Source organism: Microbacterium sp. NPDC007973 (genome assembly GCF_042958465.1).
Taxonomy (GTDB): Bacteria; Actinomycetota; Actinomycetes; order Actinomycetales; family Microbacteriaceae; genus Microbacterium; species Microbacterium galbum.
The window spans coordinates 26,806-41,585 of the sequence record NZ_JBIBJJ010000003.1; the positions used below are offsets into that span (position 1 = coordinate 26,806).

The window sequence follows — 14,780 nt, forward strand, 5'->3', positions numbered from 1 at the left end:
TTCGTGGGGGGTGCGGAGGGTTCACGACACCGTCACCGACTTGGCGAGGTTGCGGGGCTTGTCGACGTCGCGATGCAGACGCAGGGCGAGCTCGCGCGCGAACATCTGCAGCGGAACCACGGTCTCGAGCGGTCCCCACGAGGGCCCGGTGCGCGGCAGATGCAGCGGCACTCCGCCCACCGTGAGCACGCGTTCGCCGATCCGGATGACGCGACCTCCGCGTGCGGCGACTTCGGCGATGTCGACATCGAGCCGCGGATCGCCGTTGTCGACCACGAACACGGGTGTGCCGGCATCCACCAGGGCGAGGGGACCGTGCTTGAGCTCGCCGGCGGGGTGGGACTCCGCCCAGCGGTACGACAGCTCCTTGAGCTTGAGGGCACCCTCGGCGGCGTAGATCAGACCCGCGCCGCGGCCGAGGAAGAGGAACCCCGACGCCCGGGCGTACTCGGCGGCCAGCTGCGCGCTGGGGCCCCGCCAGGCGTCGAGGGCGGCGGCGAGCGCATCGGGCGTCGCGGCCAGGGCGCGGAGGTCTGCGCCCAGGCACGCCGAGTCGGCGCGGTCGAAGGCGGACAGTCCCGACAGGGCCACGCAGACCCCGGTCAGCACCTGCGCGACGAACGTCTTGGTCGCGGCCACCCCCACCTCCGGGCCGGCGAGGCAGTCGATGACCGCGTCGGAGCGGCGGGCCAGGGTGGAGGAGGAGCTGTTGGTCAAGGCGAGTAGGGTGCCGTGCCGGGGCGGCAGGGCCTCGAGGGCGCGCAGGACGTCGGCGGTCTCGCCGGACTGGCTCATCGCGATCACGAGGGTGCGCGGCTCCCACACCTCGTGCGCGGCCTCGCTGGCCACGAGCGTGCGCGTGGGCAGACCGCCGAGACGCCCGAAGACCCCCGCGACGGCTCGCCCGGCGTGCAGCGAGGTGCCGCAGCCGATCACCGTGACCCGGTCGATGTCGTCGAGCGACGGCAGGCCCAGGCCGCGCCACAGCGACCCGTCGACGATGCCCGGGCCGAGGGCCTCGAGCACCCGGCGGGCGACCACGGGCTGTTCGTCGATCTCGTTGCCCATGTGGTCGCGGTGGCGACCGGTGCTGGCCAGCAGCGCCGTGCGGGGGACCGGCCACAGCCCGCGCGGTCGGCAGCTGCCCCCGTCGCGGTGCCAGCGGATGCCCGCGGCGTCGACCTCGACCACGTCGTCGTCTTCGAGCACGCGGAACTCGGTGACCTCGGGAGCCACCGCCCCGACATCGCTCGCAAGGTAGGTGCCCGTGCCGTCCTGGGCGGAGATGAGGGGAGAGCCGTGCGCCGTCGCAGCGAGGGTCCCGGTGCGCGCGTCGAGGGCGACGACCGCCCACGAGCCCGAGAGGTGGCCGGCCGCGTCGGCGAGCGCGTCGCCGAGTCCCACCCCGGGGCGCTGAGCCTGCTCGATGAGGTGCACGATCACCTCGCTGTCGACGCCCGTGGCGAAGCGGTGCCCGGCGGCGACGAGTTGCGCCCGGAGGACCTCGGCGTTGTCGATGATGCCGTTGTGCACCACGTAGAGCCGGCCGCTGCAGTCCTCCAGCGGGTGGGCGTTCGCCTCGCTCACCTCTCCGTGCGTCGCCCACCGGGTGTGCCCGATGGCCGCGGTCGTGGCATCCGTGCTCTGTTCTCCGGTCACCACCGCGAGGGCCGCCACGCCGCTGAGCGTCCGCGCGTGCAGGGTGGTGCCGTCGGGCCGTCGCGCGGCGATCCCGGCGGAGTCGTAGCCGCGGTACTCGAGGCGTTCGAGGGCGGAACGCGCACGGGATGCCGCGGCGGCGGGGCCGCGGTAGGCGGTGATCCCGCACATCAGACGACGCCCCGGAACGAGCCGGCGCCGGCGAGGGGCATGGCATCCGACCCGAGACGCTCCCGAGAGAGCAGATCGGCAGCCACGCGCATGATGGTCGTGGTGAGCGGGGTGGTGGGCTCGTAGCCGACGAGGTCGTGCGCCTTGGTGTTGTCGGGGACGCGGCGACGCATGTCCTCGAAACCGGCGGCGTAGGCCTGCTCGTAGGGGACGAGCTCGATCTCGCTGCGACTGTCGAGGGTCGCGATGATCTCGCGCGCCAGGTCGAGGATCGAGATCTCCCGCGACCCGCCGAGGTTGTAGGCCTGTCCGCGGGCACGGGGGTCGCGTTCGATGCGCACCATGGCGGGGACGACGTCTTCGACGGCGGAGAAGCAGCGCGTCTGCAGACCGTCGCCGAACACCGAGAGGGGGTGCCCGCGCAGCGCCTGGCCGACGAGGTTGGGCAGCACCATGCCGTAGCGGCCTGTCTGACGCGGACCCACGGTGTTGAACAGGCGGACGATCGCGACGTCCAGCCCCTCCTGGTCGCAGTAGGCCTTGGCGAAGGCTTCGTCGATGCCCTTGGCGCCGGCGTAGGTCCACCGGGAGAGCAGGGGATCGCCGAGCACGCGGTCGGAATCCTCACGCAGGCGATCGGCGGTGTTCTTGCCGTAGACCTCGCTCGTGGACACCAGCAGCACCGACGCCTTGTGCTCGATCGCCGCGGTGAGCACGTTCTCGGTTCCGTGGATGTTGATGCGCAGGCCCCGCAGCGGCTGCTCGACGATGAGCTTGACCCCGACGGCGGCGGCGAGGTGGAACACCCGATCGCAGGAGTGCATCGCCTGGGCGACGGTCCTGCTGTTGAGGATGGATCCGTGGATCATCTCCAGCCGGGGGTTGTCGGCGACACCGGCCAGGTTGCGCGCCGACCCGGTGGAGAGGTCGTCCAGGACGACGACGTCGTCGCCGGCCGCGAGGAGGTGCTCGACGAGGTGGCTGCCGACGAAGCCGGCGCCGCCGGTGACCAGCGTGCGCGTGCGTCCGCCCGCCGACGCGGGGAAGACCGGGACGCCGCTCACAGCAGCACCCGCCCTGCGATGTCGGTGCTGCGGTAGGTGCCGTCGACCACGAGGGCGTCGCCGTCGAGCCACGCCAGGTCGCAGTCGTGATGCCGCGTGTGCACGAGTACGACGTCGGGATGGAATCCGCCCGGGTCGGCGAGGGAATCGCGCTCGCGCCCCGAGTCGAGGTGGATGTGCGGGGCGTGGGTGTCGACGTACTGCACCTCGGCACCCACGTCGATCAGATGGTCGATGATCTCGAGGGCCGGCGACTCGCGCAGATCGGCGACGTCGGGCTTGTACGTCACCCCGACCACCAGGACGCGGGCCCCGAGCGTACCCTTGCCGGCGCGGCCCAGCACGTCGCGGATGCGTTCGACGACGCGGCGCGGACGGGCGGCGATGCGCGTCATCGCCTCGGTGATGACGCCGGCGTCGACGTGCAGCGCCTTCAGCTGCCAGAGCAGGTAGTGCGGATCGCACGGGATGCAGTGCCCGCCCACCCCGGGACCGGGATAGAACGCCATGAAGCCGTAGGGCTTCGTGCTCGCCGCCTCGATCACCTCCGTGACGGGCACATCGAGCGCGGTGCAGATGTCGGCGAACTCGTTGGCGAGCGCGATGTTGACCGCGCGGAAGGTGTTCTCGAGCAGCTTCGTCATCTCGGCGGTCGCGAGGGAGGAGACCCGGTGGACGCGGGCGGCGTAGCGCGCGAGCAGCTGCGCGCCCTGCTCCTCGCAGCGGGGGGTGGCCCCGCCCACGACACGCGGGACGACCTCCTGCGCGAAGCCGACGTTGCCGGGGTCGATGCGCTCGGCGCTGAAGGCGACGAAGACGTCGTGGCCGATTTCGAACCCGCGCTCGCGCAAGGGCTGCTCGACCAGGTCGTGCGTGCAGCCGACGTAGGTGGTGGAGGTCAGCATGATGAGCTGCCCCGGGCGGGCCGCGGCGACGACGGTGGCGCACGCGGCCCGCAGGGGAGCGAGGTCGGGGACCTGCTGGTGGTCCACCGGCGTGGGGACGCACACCACGATGGCTGCCGCCCGCGACAGCTCGGTCACGTCACCGGTCAGGCGGAACGCGCCGGGACGCCGCAGCGCGGCATCCAGTCGTTCCCGATCGGTGTCGATGAGGTCGGCGCCGCGGGCGGCGATCGTGCGCAGCCGGCGCGATGAGACGTCGAGCGCCAGGACGCGAGAGCCGCTGGCGTGATAGGCCAGCGCCGTCGGCAGCCCCACGTACCCCAGGCCGACGATCGCGACGTCGAAGTCGAATCGGGGCGGAGCGGCGGCGACCGGGGGCGGCGACACGGGGGTCGCTTCGGCGCGCACATCGAGTGTGGACATCGTCATCCTCCAACAGCGGGGTCCGAGGGGGCGATGGGGGGCCAGGCCCCCTCGGACGATTCGGGTGGTGCGGGTGGGAGGCGGCCGATCGGGTGGGTCGGCGCTGATCCGGGGCCCACACTGATGCGGGCCCGGTGGGATGGTCAAGGACGCCGGGCGGATCGTGCGGGATACCGCCGACCGCACCGTGCCGTGCGGGAAACCGCATCGACGAGTGCGGGCCGGCTGCGGCGCCGCGGGCCCGTTCTGCGCGTACCGTCGGGCGCAGCCTCGACCCGAAGAGGAGGACCCCGTGAGCCCCGCCCTGCCCGCGCACGACCTCGCACGCCCCCCTGCCGTGCCCCCCTCGCACGCCGCCGACGAGGGGCGGATGCCGTGACAGCGACGTTCGCCGTCGTCGTCGCCGTCGCGACGGTGGGCGTGTCGACGCTGGCGTGGGGGACCGTCGGCATCTCGCGCCTCCTCGCCGAGTTCCGTATCGCGTCGCCGTGGGGCGCACCGTCGATGTTCTACCGGTCCGACGAGGTGGCCGTGCTGATCGCGGCGCACAACGAGGAGCTGGTCATCGCGGAGGCGGTCGGCGCCGCGCGGCGCCTCGTCCCGCCCGGCAACGTCTTCGTGGTCTCGGACGGGTCGAGCGACGACACCGTCGGGCGGGCGCGGCGCGCCGGAGCGACGGCCGTCGACCTCGTTCCGAACCGCGGCAAGGCCGGCGCCATCCGGGCCGGGCTCGAGCGCTTCGGCATCGCCGCCCGCTTCCCCCTCCTGCTCCTGCTCGACGCCGACTCCCGCCCCCGCCCGGACTACCTGCGCACCGCCCTCCCCTTGTTCACCGACGACGGGGTGGTCGCTGTCGCGGGCCGCGCCACGACCGCGGCCGACACCCCGCGCACCGTCGTCGGCCGCGTGCTCACGGCGTATCGCGAGCGCACCTACGTCTGCACCCAGTACCTGCACAAGTTCGGCCAGGCTGCGCGGGGCGCCGACGCGGTGGCGATCGTGCCGGGCTTCGCGAGCCTCTACCGCACCGACGTGCTGGACCGCATCGACATCGATGCCCCGGGGCTCTCGATCGAGGACTTCAACATGACGTTCGAGGTGCACGCGAAGCGCTTGGGGCGCATCGCTTTCCATCCCGACTGCGCGGTGGCCGAAACGCAGGACCCGGCGACCCTGCGCGACTACACCGCACAGGTGCGCCGGTGGAGCCTGGGCTTCTGGCAGACGGTGCGGCGGCACGGTGTGCGGTACGGGCTGTTCTGGGCCTCGGTGGGCGTCTTCGCGATCGAGACCGTCGTCTCCAGTCTCGTGCTCGCCGCGGCGCTTCCGGTACTGCTGGTCGCCGGTCTCGCGGCGGTGGCCGCGGCCGTTGTCACCGGACCGGCGGCGCAGACCGCGGCGGCGCTGTCGGCCGCTCTGCCGGTCGGTCCGCTCGCGCTGGCCTTCCTGCTCGTGGACGCGCTGATGACGGTCTTCGCCTGCGCCCTCTCGCGCACGCGGCCACGCGTGTGGATGCTGCTGTTCCCGCTGCTGCGGGTGTGGGACGCGCTGCTCTGCCTGCGGGCGCTGGTGTCGGCGTGGGGGCGTCCCTCCGACGGGCGCTGGCGCAGCCCGGACCGCCGGCCCGCCGCTGTCGCGCCGGCGGCGGGGGGAGCGGATGCCGTGGCCTCGGCATCCGTGTCGGCCCCTCGCCGCGAGTCCCGGCGCCGGACCTCCGCGGCGCCGTCGCCCGGAGCGATCACGGCGTCGCCGCTCCGCGCAGCAGCGAGACGAGGTGGACGCGCGAGGTGACGCCGAGCTTGCGGTAGATGCGCGTGAGGCGCAGTTCGACCGTGCGCAGCGAGACGAACAGCGCCGACGCGATCTCGCGGTTGCGCAGACCCTGCTCCACCAGGGCCACGACCTCCTGCTCCTGCGGCGACAGCGCGCGACCGCGCGCCGGAATCGTGCTCGCGCGCGCCGCGGGGGAGCGGTTCGCCGTCGGCAGGCACCGCTCGCGCGTCGCGTGCAGGGCCGAGTGCTCCGAGGGGGCGTCGGTGCTGCGCAGGACGGCGTCGGCGTCGCGGAACGCCCGCGCGCCGTCCTCCGCGCAGCGGCAGACGGCGCGGGATCGCGCCACGGCGAGGGTCGTCCATCGACGCGGATGCCGGGCCGCGGCCGCTTCGAACCGCGCGAGCTCGCGGCGGGCCTCGGCCTCGCGCCCGGTCAGCCACAGCGCCTCGATCAGATCGGCGTCGATGCGCAGCAGCGACGGATCATGCGTCGCCGCAGCGTCGCCGGCCCCGCGGAGCAGGTCCACGGCATCCTCGTACCGTCCCTCGGCGAGGGCGAGGCTCCCCTCCAGCGCCGCGAAGAACGGCAGGAGGGCCGTCGTCCCCTCACGTCGGCACAGGTGGCGTCCCCGTGCGATCAGGTCGCCCGCGCGCGCGTCGAGAGGGTCGGCTGCGGCCGCCTCGGCGCACAACAGGGTCGTCGCGGCGTCCTCCGCGCGGCCCGGGGCCCACTCGTGGCGCCAGGCCGCGACGGCCTCGCGCACTGCCGACGCGTCGCCGCCCCGCACCTCGCAGACCACGAGCAGGCGCAGCACCCGCTCGCGCCACAGCGGGGCCACCCGGGGAACGCGCTCCAGCAGTTCGGTCGCCTGACGACGCGCCGCGGCGTACTCCTCGCGCAGCATGCGCACGCTCGCCGACAGCGAGGCGATCTCGACCGGCGCATCCGCCGCGACGGCGGCCGTCTCGAAGGGCGGCGGCACGTCGCGACCCGGCGCCGGGGCGCCGCAGCCGAGTTCGGCGAGGAGCAGGCGCAGCATCGCGGTCTCGGTCGACGCGGCACCCGCCGCGGCGATCGCGTCCAGAGCCTGAAGCGCCGCGGCGAGCTCCCCGCGCCCCAGATGCAGCCGGGCGCTCTCGCAGAGCAGGCGCTCCACGCCGGCGGTCCATCCCTCGGCCTCGACGCGGACGAGGACGTCATCGATCACGTGGTCGACGTTCGCCCCCGCGCGCAGGCGGGCGATCGCCGCGCGCACACGCACGGCGGCGTCGTCGCTGCGACCCGCGCGCCGCAGATAGTGCTGTCCGAGCAGGTCGAGCCCCTGGAGCACCAGCGCGCCGCCGAGATCGACGAGTCCTCGGGTGCGGCTCTCGGGGTCGAGTCGACCCGACAGGGCGCGTTCGGCGAACTCCACAGCGGATGCCGTCTCCCCGGCGCGCGCGAAGCCCACCGCCGCGGCGAGGAGCGAACCGCGATCGCCGTCGGGCTCGAGGAAGCTCTCGTGCCACAGCTGGGTGGCACGGTCGCGGTCGCGATGATCGTCGGCCGCTTGGGCGTGCAGTCGGCGCCGGTCCTCCGGCGCCATCGCCGCGTGTCGCCGCAGACGGAGCGCGGGATCGCTCATGCGGGCCAGGTCGTCGTGCACGCGGACCGTGCCGTCGTCGATGAGCTGGTCGACGTCGGCGCCCTCGGCGAGGGCGGTGAGGCGCAGCCGGTCGTAGTCGTAGACGGGGCCGATCGACAGCAGGTCGAGCACCGCGTCCGCCCGTGCGCCGCGCGGGGAGTATGCCTCGCGCCGTGGGCGACCGCTCCGGTCGTCCGACAGGCGCAGGGGGAGGGGCAGCGCGTCCTCCCCCACCGCCTCCGCCGCCGTCAGCCGCACGCGAGACAGCACGCCGGGGTCGCCGCCGGTGAACATCACGACGAGATGGCGTACGGCCGCCGCGCTCGCGGGACCGACGATCTCGCGTGCGAGGTCCGACGCGGCCTCGAAGGCGAGGGGCTCGAGGCGCACGTGCGGCAGCGCGGCGACTTCGCAGCGGTGCCCGGGAGCCCCCACGGTGGCGAGGATCGTGACCCCCGTGCCGCGAAGACGCCCGAACACGTACGACAGCACCGTGAGGCTCGCACCGTCCATCTCATCGAGGTCGTCGATGACGAGCACGCCCGCATCGTCGCGGATGAGATGCAGTGTCCGGCTCACCTCCTCGGCCATCAGGTGCTCCGGCCAATCGCGACCGCGGTCCAGGATGCCGTCGATCGCGGCGCCGCGCGCGCCGCCGAGTCCGGCGGCGACGGCCGACAGGCCCGAGTACGGCCACATCCGCTCGCTCGGACTGACCGCGACCAGGTTCGCCCGGTGCTCCCGGGCGAGTTCGGCCGCCAGGGCCGATTTGCCCATTCCCGCCTCGCCGACGAACACGCACGCGGCTCCCGTGCGCAGTCCGACGGTCGTCCGTGCGATGTCGAGCTCGCGCCCACGACCGAAGAATGGCATCCCACGCTCCCTCTCGCGCGAACCGGCGGGCGACGATCACGATCGTCGCGCCGGTTCAGGATGCCCCCCTGCAGGAAGGGTAAGCCGCCGCACCGTCGAAGACAAGAGCCGGAGGATTTCTCCCCGTTCGCACGGAAGGGGCCCGGATGCCGGGCATCCGAGCCCCTCGTGCCGTCAGGGTTCCGTCGATGAATTCTTCTCACCGCGGCCGCGGTTCGAGAATTCCCGCCGTCGGGCCGTCGGGGTGCCGGAAGTCAGTACTCGCGATCGATGAGCTGCGGCGGAACCTGATCGGCGGCGACCTCGTCGACGAAGAAGGCCGTGCGACGACGGCCCTTCGCACCCGCCGCGGGGACGCTCTGATAGCTGGCCCCGGCGAGGGCCAGCCCGAGGGCGGCGGCCTTGTCGGCGCCGGCGATGACCATCCACACGCGCTTCGAGGAGTTGATGACCGGTCGCGTCAGCGAGACGCGGTCGCTCGGCGGCTTCGGTGAATCGCGCACCGGCACGGTGGCGCGATCGGTGACCGAGATCTCGGGCCGGTCGGGGAACAGCGAGGCGATGTGCGCGTCGGGGCCCACTCCGAGGAAGCAGATGTCGAACGACGGCCAGGGGCCGGTCTCGCTGCGGTCGGAGGGGGCGAACTGCGCCAGTTCGTCGGCGTACGCGATCGCCGCGGCATCCAGATCGAGTCCGTCGTCGCTCGAGGCGACCACGTGGATGTTCTCGGCCGGGATGTCGAGGTGGTCGAGGAACGCCTCGCGCGCCTGCTTCTCGTTGCGGTCGTCGGAATCGCGCGGAACGAAGCGCTCGTCGCCGAACCAGAAGTGCACGAGCGACCAGTCGACGTCGGCGACGCGCGCATCGCTTGCCGCGGTGCGCAGCACCGCTCCGCCCATGGTCCCGCCGGTCAGACAGACGTGCATGCGCTTGCCCTCGGCGACGCGCTTGACGATCCGGTTCATGAAGCGGGTCGCGACGTACTCGGCGAGCGTGTCGGCGTCGCGCTTGATGATGACGCGCTTGGCCGAGCCGTTGTCGGTCATGACGCGTCCTGCTCGCTCGCCGCGAGCAGCAGGTCGTGCCCCTCGGTGATGACCCGCCCGTACAGCAGGTCGGGGTCGAGACGCCGCAGCTCCTCCGCCAGGCACTCCCGCAGGGTGCGGCGGGGGAAGGCGAGGTCGTGCGTGGGCTGCCCGGGCTGCGTGAGTACCGCGATGCCCGCCTCGGGACGCTCGAGGAGCGTGTCGCCACTCGGGCGCGTGAGGCGTACCGACTTGATGCCGCTCGCCCACTCGTCGGCGGGCAGGTAGGCGTAATCCACCGGAGCCTCGAGCTTCATGCCCAGCCACGCCGCCAGCAGGGCGGTGGAGGGGGAGTCGGCCGCACCGCGCACCTCGACGGCGGTGACCGGCTCGAACGGTGGCTGGTCGAGCACGGCGGCCAGCTGCTCGCGCCACCGGGTGACCCGCGTCCAGGCGAAATCGGTGTCGCCGGGCGCGTAGTGCTCGCCGAGCTGCGCGACCCAGGCGGCGGGATCCGCCTGCGACGAGGCATCGGTGATGCGACGCTGGGCGATGCGGCCGATGGCCGAGCGCGAGGGGTTCTCGGGGGCTTCGGCCGGCCACCACGCCACGACGGGCGCGTCGGGCAGGAGCAGGCCCGTCACGAGGCTCTCGGCGTTGGAGCCGGCCGCGCCGTGGGCGCGGAGCACGACCACCTCGCTCGCACCGGCGTCGCCGCCGACGCGGATCTGCGCGTCGAGGCGCGGCTCCTCGTCCTCGTCGCCGAACAACACGGCGATCACGCGCATCGGGTGCTCGCGCGAGGCGTCGTTCGCGGCCTCGATGACTTCTTCCTCGGCACCGTGGTGGGTGACGATGATGAGCGTCAGCACGCGCCCGAGGGCGACGGCGCCGCCCTCTTCGCGCACGCTCACGAGGCTCTTCGAGATCGCGCTGACGGTGGTGTCGGGCAGATCGATGATCACGGGCGCCTCCAGGTGCGGCCGTCGCGGGCGAGGAGCTCGTCGGCGGATGCCGGCCCCCACGACCCGGGCGAATACTGTTCGAGGGGACCGCCCTCGGCGGCCCAGAACTCCTCGATCGGGTCGAGGATCTTCCAGCTGAGCTCGACCTCTTCGTGGCGCGGGAACAGCGGCGGGTCGCCGAGGAGCACGTCGAGGATCAGACGCTCGTAGGCCTCCGGGCTCGCCTCGGTGAAGGCGTGGCCGTAGCCGAAGTCCATCGTGACGTCGCGCACCTGGGTGCCGTCGCCGGGGACCTTGGATCCGAACCGGATCGTGACGCCCTCATCGGGCTGGACGCGGATGACGAGCGCGTTCTGCCCGAGCTCCTGCGTCTGACTGCGGGAGAACAGCTGCTGCGGCGCCCGCTTGAACACCACGGCGACCTCGGTCACGCGGCGTCCCAGACGCTTTCCGCTGCGCACGTAGAACGGCACGCCCGACCAGCGGCGCGTGTTGATCTCGAGCTTGATCGCCGCGTACGTCTCGGTGACCGACTCGGGGTTCATCCCGTCCTCCTCGAGGAAGCCGAGCACCTTCTCGCCGCCCTGCCATCCGCCGGCGTACTGACCGCGCGCGGTGGCCTCGGCCAGGTTCTCCGGCAGCCGGACGGCGGCGAGCACCTTCTCCTTCTCGGCGCGCAGGTCTGCGGCGTTGAAGCTGATGGGCTCCTCCATCGCGGTGAGGGCGAGCAGCTGCAGGAGGTGGTTCTGGATGACATCGCGCGCCGCGCCGATGCCGTCGTAATACCCCGCACGACCGCCCACGCCGATGTCTTCCGCCATGGTGATCTGCACGTGGTCGACGTAGTTGCGGTTCCAGATGGGCTCGTACAGCTCATTGGCGAAGCGCAGCGCGAGGATGTTCTGCACGGTCTCTTTGCCGAGGTAGTGGTCGATCCGGAAGATCGAGTCGGCGGGGAACGCGCTCTCGACGACCTCGTTCAGCTCGCGGGCCGAGGCGAGGTCGTGGCCGAAGGGCTTCTCGATGACCACCCGGCGCCAGCCCGAGGTGTCCTCGGCCTTGTCGCCCACGAGACCCGACGCCTTCAGCTGGGTGGTGACCAGCGGGAAGGCCTTCGGCGGGATCGACAGGTAGTACGCGTGATTGCCCATGGTCCCGCGCTCGGTGTCGAGCTTGTCGACGGTGTCGCGCAGGCGCACGAACGCCTCGGGGTCGTCGAACTCGCCCTGCACGAAGCGGATGCCCTCGAGGAGCTCCTTCCACGTCTCCTCGCGGAACTCCGTGCGCGCGTACTTCTTCACCGACTCGTAGACGACCTTCGCGAAGTCCTGGTCCTCCCAGTCGCGGCGGGCGAAGCCGACGAGCGCGAATCCGGGGGGCAGGAGCCCACGGTTCGCGAGGTCGTAGACGGCCGGCATGAGCTTCTTGCGCGAGAGGTCTCCCGTCACGCCGAAGATGACGAGCGCGCTGGGCCCCGCGATGCGGTTGAGTCGGCGATCCTCGGGATCGCGCAGAGGGTTGTGACCCGGTGTGATCTCTACGACCATGCTTACTGTGCCGCCTCGAAGAGTGAGAGCACCTCGACCTGCGGGTCGGTCAGCGTCAGCGTGACGACGGGACGGCCATGAGCCTCCGCCAGCACGCTCGCGTCTCCCGCGGCCTGTGCCTGGATGAGTTGTCCGAACGTGAACGGCCGCCCCGGGATCTCCAGGTCGACATCGGTGCGTTCGGTGATCTGGAGGAACACCCCGTTGGCGGGTCCGCCCTTGTGGTACTGCCCGGTGGAGTGCAGGAACCGCGGACCCCATCCGAACGTGGTGGGACGACCCGTGTCGGCCGCCACCAGCTCGCGGAGCCCCGACAGCTGAGCGAGGTCGAGACGGTTCACGTACGCCTGCACGCTGACGTACCCGTCTGCGGGGACGCGGGCCCAGAGCGCGGCGAGTACGCCGGCGACGGTGCCGCTCTCGGCGAGGGCCGGGTCGGAGACGCGCACCTCGACGCCGTCGGCGACGAAGGCCGCGGCGGTGGGGGCGGGCTGCGACTCGAGAAGGCCCCGCGTCGCCTCCTTCGCCGACTCCACGTCGGGCTGGTCGAACGGATCGATGCCCAGGAGGCGGCCGGCGACCGCCGTCGCATACTCCCACACGACGAACTGCGCGCCCAGCGAGCCGCTGACCAGCACCTCGCCGGTGTGGCGCTCGAAGAGGTGGAACGCATCGGCGTCGTCGACGAAGCGCACGACCTGCAGATCGTCGGGCTTCGCCTCGAGCTCGGGCGAGACGGGGAGCAGCACGACGGGCAGGATGCCGGTGCCGTCCTTGCCCGTGGACTCGGCGACGAGCTGTTCGATCCAGTCGGGCAGGCCGATGATGTGGCTGCCGTCGGTGACGAGACCGAGCTTGTCGCGGCGGTGCGCCCCGCCTCCGGCGATGGCCGCGGCGAGCACGAGGGCCGGGTTCTCGGGGGAGTCGATGGCGACCTCGAGGAGGGTCGCGTCGGCTTCGTCAAGCAGGTCGTCGATGTCGACGCCGGCGAGACCCGCCGGCACGAGTCCGAAGGCGGTGAGCGCGGAGTAGCGTCCGCCGACCTCGGGGTCGGCGAGGAACACGCGGTAGCCGTCGGCGCGGGCCGACTGCTCGAGCGGGGAGCCGGGGTCGGTCACGACCACGATGCGCCCCGTGGGGTCGATACCCACGTCGCGGAAGGCGGCCTCGAAGGCGCGCTTGGCGGAGTCGGTCTCGATCGTCGACCCCGACTTGCTCGATACGACGAGCACCGTCTGCTCGAGTCCGCCCGACTCGGCGTCGCCGTCGATCGCGGCGAGCACCTGGCCGGGGGCCGTGGAGTCGAGGATGACCAGCGGTACGCCGGACGACTGCGCGATGACCTCGGGCGCGAGGGACGATCCGCCCATGCCGGCCAGCACCACCCGGGTCACGCCCTGCGCGACGAGCTCGTCGCGCAGGGCGGTGATCTCGGGCACGAGCGGGCGCGAGACGGAGACCGCCCGCACCCACCCGAGCCGACGAGAGGCCTCGTCTTCGGCAGCCGCGCCCCACAGGCTCGCATCGCCCGCAGTGATGCCCGACGCGATGAGCGACCCGGTCAGACCGGGAAGCTCGGCGTCGACCACCGACTTGACGTGGCCGGTGACCTTGACGGCGAAGCTCACTGGGCGGCCTGGGCGCTTCCGGCGTCGAGGGCGGTCTTGACCGTGTCCTGCAGCTCGTGCCACGACGCGATGAACTTCTCGACGCCCTCGTCTTCGAGCGTCTGCGTGGCGTCGGCCACGTCGACGCCCGCCGCGGCGAGGCGGTCGAACACCTCGTGCGCCTCGGCGTAGGCACCGGTGACGGTGTCTCCGGTGATGACGCCGTGGTCGAACGTGGCCTCGAGCGTCTTCTCGGGCATCGTGTTCACGGTGCCGGGGGCGACGAGCTCGGTCACGTAGAGCGTATCGGGCAGGGCGGGGTCCTTGACACCCGTCGAGGCCCAGAGGGGACGCTGCACGGTCGCACCGGCATCCAGGAGCTTCTTGGCACGGTCGTCGGAGAACTTCTTCTCGTAGAGCTCGTACGCCAGACGGGCGTTGGCGATGCCGGCCTTGCCCTTGAGCGCGGCGGCCTCGTCGGTGCCGATGGCGGCCAGGCGCTTGTCGATTTCGGTGTCGACGCGCGACACGAAGAACGACGCCACCGACTGCAGGGTCGTGATGTCGTGGCCGGCGGCCTGCGCCTTCTCGACTCCGGCGAGGTAGGCGTCGATGACCTCTTCGTACCGCTCGAGGCTGAAGATGAGCGTGACGTTGACCGAGATGCCCGCACCGATGACCTCGGTGATCGCCGGCAGGCCGGCCTTGGTCGCGGGGATCTTGATGAGGACGTTCTTGCGGTCGACGCGCGCCGAGAGGTCCTTCGCCTGCGCGACGGTGCCCTCGGTGTCGTGGGCGAGGTCGGGGGAGACCTCGATCGACACGCGACCGTCGACGCCGTTCGTGGCCTCGAAGACGGGCAGGAAGATGTCGCATGCGTCGCGCACGTCGTCGGTGGTGATCGAGAAGATCGCCTCGTCGACGTCGGCGCCCGCCGCGGCGAGCTCCTTGACCTGGCCCTCGTACGCCTCGCCCTTCGAGAGGGCTCCGGCGAAGATGGTCGGGTTGGTCGTGACGCCCGAGACGTTGCGCGACTCGATCAGCTCGGCGAGGTTGCCGGACTGGATGCGCTGACGCGACAGGTCGTCGAGCCAGATGCTGACGCCCTGAGCGGCGAGGTCTGCGGTGGGAGTGCTCATGTGTG

At 72.3% G+C, this 14,780-nt stretch carries 10 protein-coding genes; 1 reads left to right on the forward strand and 9 read right to left on the reverse strand.

Features of this window, described 5'->3' with window-relative positions; translation table 11 throughout:
• Window positions 1-21: 21 nt before the first annotated feature.
• The 3 genes from glmS to ACFZA2_RS09055 are packed head-to-tail and all read right to left on the reverse strand — an operon-like array spanning window position 22 to window position 4,222.
• On the reverse strand, window positions 22-1,830 hold the full coding sequence (gene glmS, locus ACFZA2_RS09045; RefSeq protein WP_391403489.1) for a glutamine--fructose-6-phosphate transaminase (isomerizing): 1,809 nt from the start codon (window positions 1,828-1,830) through the stop codon (window positions 22-24).
• Window positions 1,830-2,894, reverse strand: a complete 1,065-nt coding sequence (locus ACFZA2_RS09050; RefSeq protein WP_391403492.1) for an NAD-dependent epimerase/dehydratase family protein — start codon at window positions 2,892-2,894, stop codon at window positions 1,830-1,832. Before ACFZA2_RS09050 ends, glmS begins: the two co-directional genes overlap by 1 nt.
• Complete coding sequence (locus ACFZA2_RS09055; RefSeq protein ID WP_391403495.1) at window positions 2,891-4,222, reverse strand: nucleotide sugar dehydrogenase; 1,332 nt, start codon at window positions 4,220-4,222, stop codon at window positions 2,891-2,893. Before ACFZA2_RS09055 ends, ACFZA2_RS09050 begins: the two co-directional genes overlap by 4 nt.
• A 375-nt stretch (window positions 4,223-4,597) precedes the next feature.
• On the opposite strand from ACFZA2_RS09055, the gene ACFZA2_RS09060 reads away from it, so the two are divergent.
• A complete protein-coding gene (locus ACFZA2_RS09060; RefSeq protein ID WP_391403498.1) occupies window positions 4,598-6,013 on the forward strand; it encodes a glycosyltransferase family 2 protein in 1,416 nt (471 codons plus the stop codon).
• On the opposite strand, the gene ACFZA2_RS09065 is transcribed toward ACFZA2_RS09060, so the two are convergent.
• The 6 genes from ACFZA2_RS09065 to tal all read right to left on the reverse strand — a co-directional run bounded on the left by ACFZA2_RS09065 (window position 5,961) and on the right by tal (window position 14,775).
• Window positions 5,961-8,492: a LuxR C-terminal-related transcriptional regulator gene (locus ACFZA2_RS09065; protein WP_391403501.1), complete on the reverse strand. Its 2,532-nt coding sequence runs from the start codon at window positions 8,490-8,492 to the stop codon at window positions 5,961-5,963. The genes ACFZA2_RS09060 and ACFZA2_RS09065 overlap by 53 nt on opposite strands.
• Window positions 8,493-8,746: 254 nt before the next feature.
• The gene (pgl, locus tag ACFZA2_RS09070) at window positions 8,747-9,538 is read right to left on the reverse strand and encodes a 6-phosphogluconolactonase (RefSeq protein WP_391403504.1); all 792 of its coding nucleotides are present in this window, start codon (window positions 9,536-9,538) and stop codon (window positions 8,747-8,749) included.
• Entirely contained in the window at window positions 9,535-10,482 is a 948-nt protein-coding gene (locus ACFZA2_RS09075; RefSeq protein ID WP_315995860.1) for a glucose-6-phosphate dehydrogenase assembly protein OpcA, read from the reverse strand. Before ACFZA2_RS09075 ends, pgl begins: the two co-directional genes overlap by 4 nt.
• On the reverse strand, window positions 10,479-12,029 hold the full coding sequence (zwf, locus tag ACFZA2_RS09080) for a glucose-6-phosphate dehydrogenase (protein ID WP_363578958.1): 1,551 nt from the start codon (window positions 12,027-12,029) through the stop codon (window positions 10,479-10,481). The genes ACFZA2_RS09075 and zwf overlap by 4 nt, the downstream gene beginning before the upstream one ends.
• A 2-nt stretch (window positions 12,030-12,031) precedes the next feature.
• On the reverse strand, window positions 12,032-13,657 hold the full coding sequence (locus ACFZA2_RS09085; RefSeq protein ID WP_391403509.1) for a glucose-6-phosphate isomerase: 1,626 nt from the start codon (window positions 13,655-13,657) through the stop codon (window positions 12,032-12,034).
• Window positions 13,654-14,775: a transaldolase gene (gene tal / locus ACFZA2_RS09090; protein ID WP_391403512.1), complete on the reverse strand. Its 1,122-nt coding sequence runs from the start codon at window positions 14,773-14,775 to the stop codon at window positions 13,654-13,656. The genes ACFZA2_RS09085 and tal overlap by 4 nt, the downstream gene beginning before the upstream one ends.
• Between the last annotated feature and the right edge of the window lie 5 nt (window positions 14,776-14,780).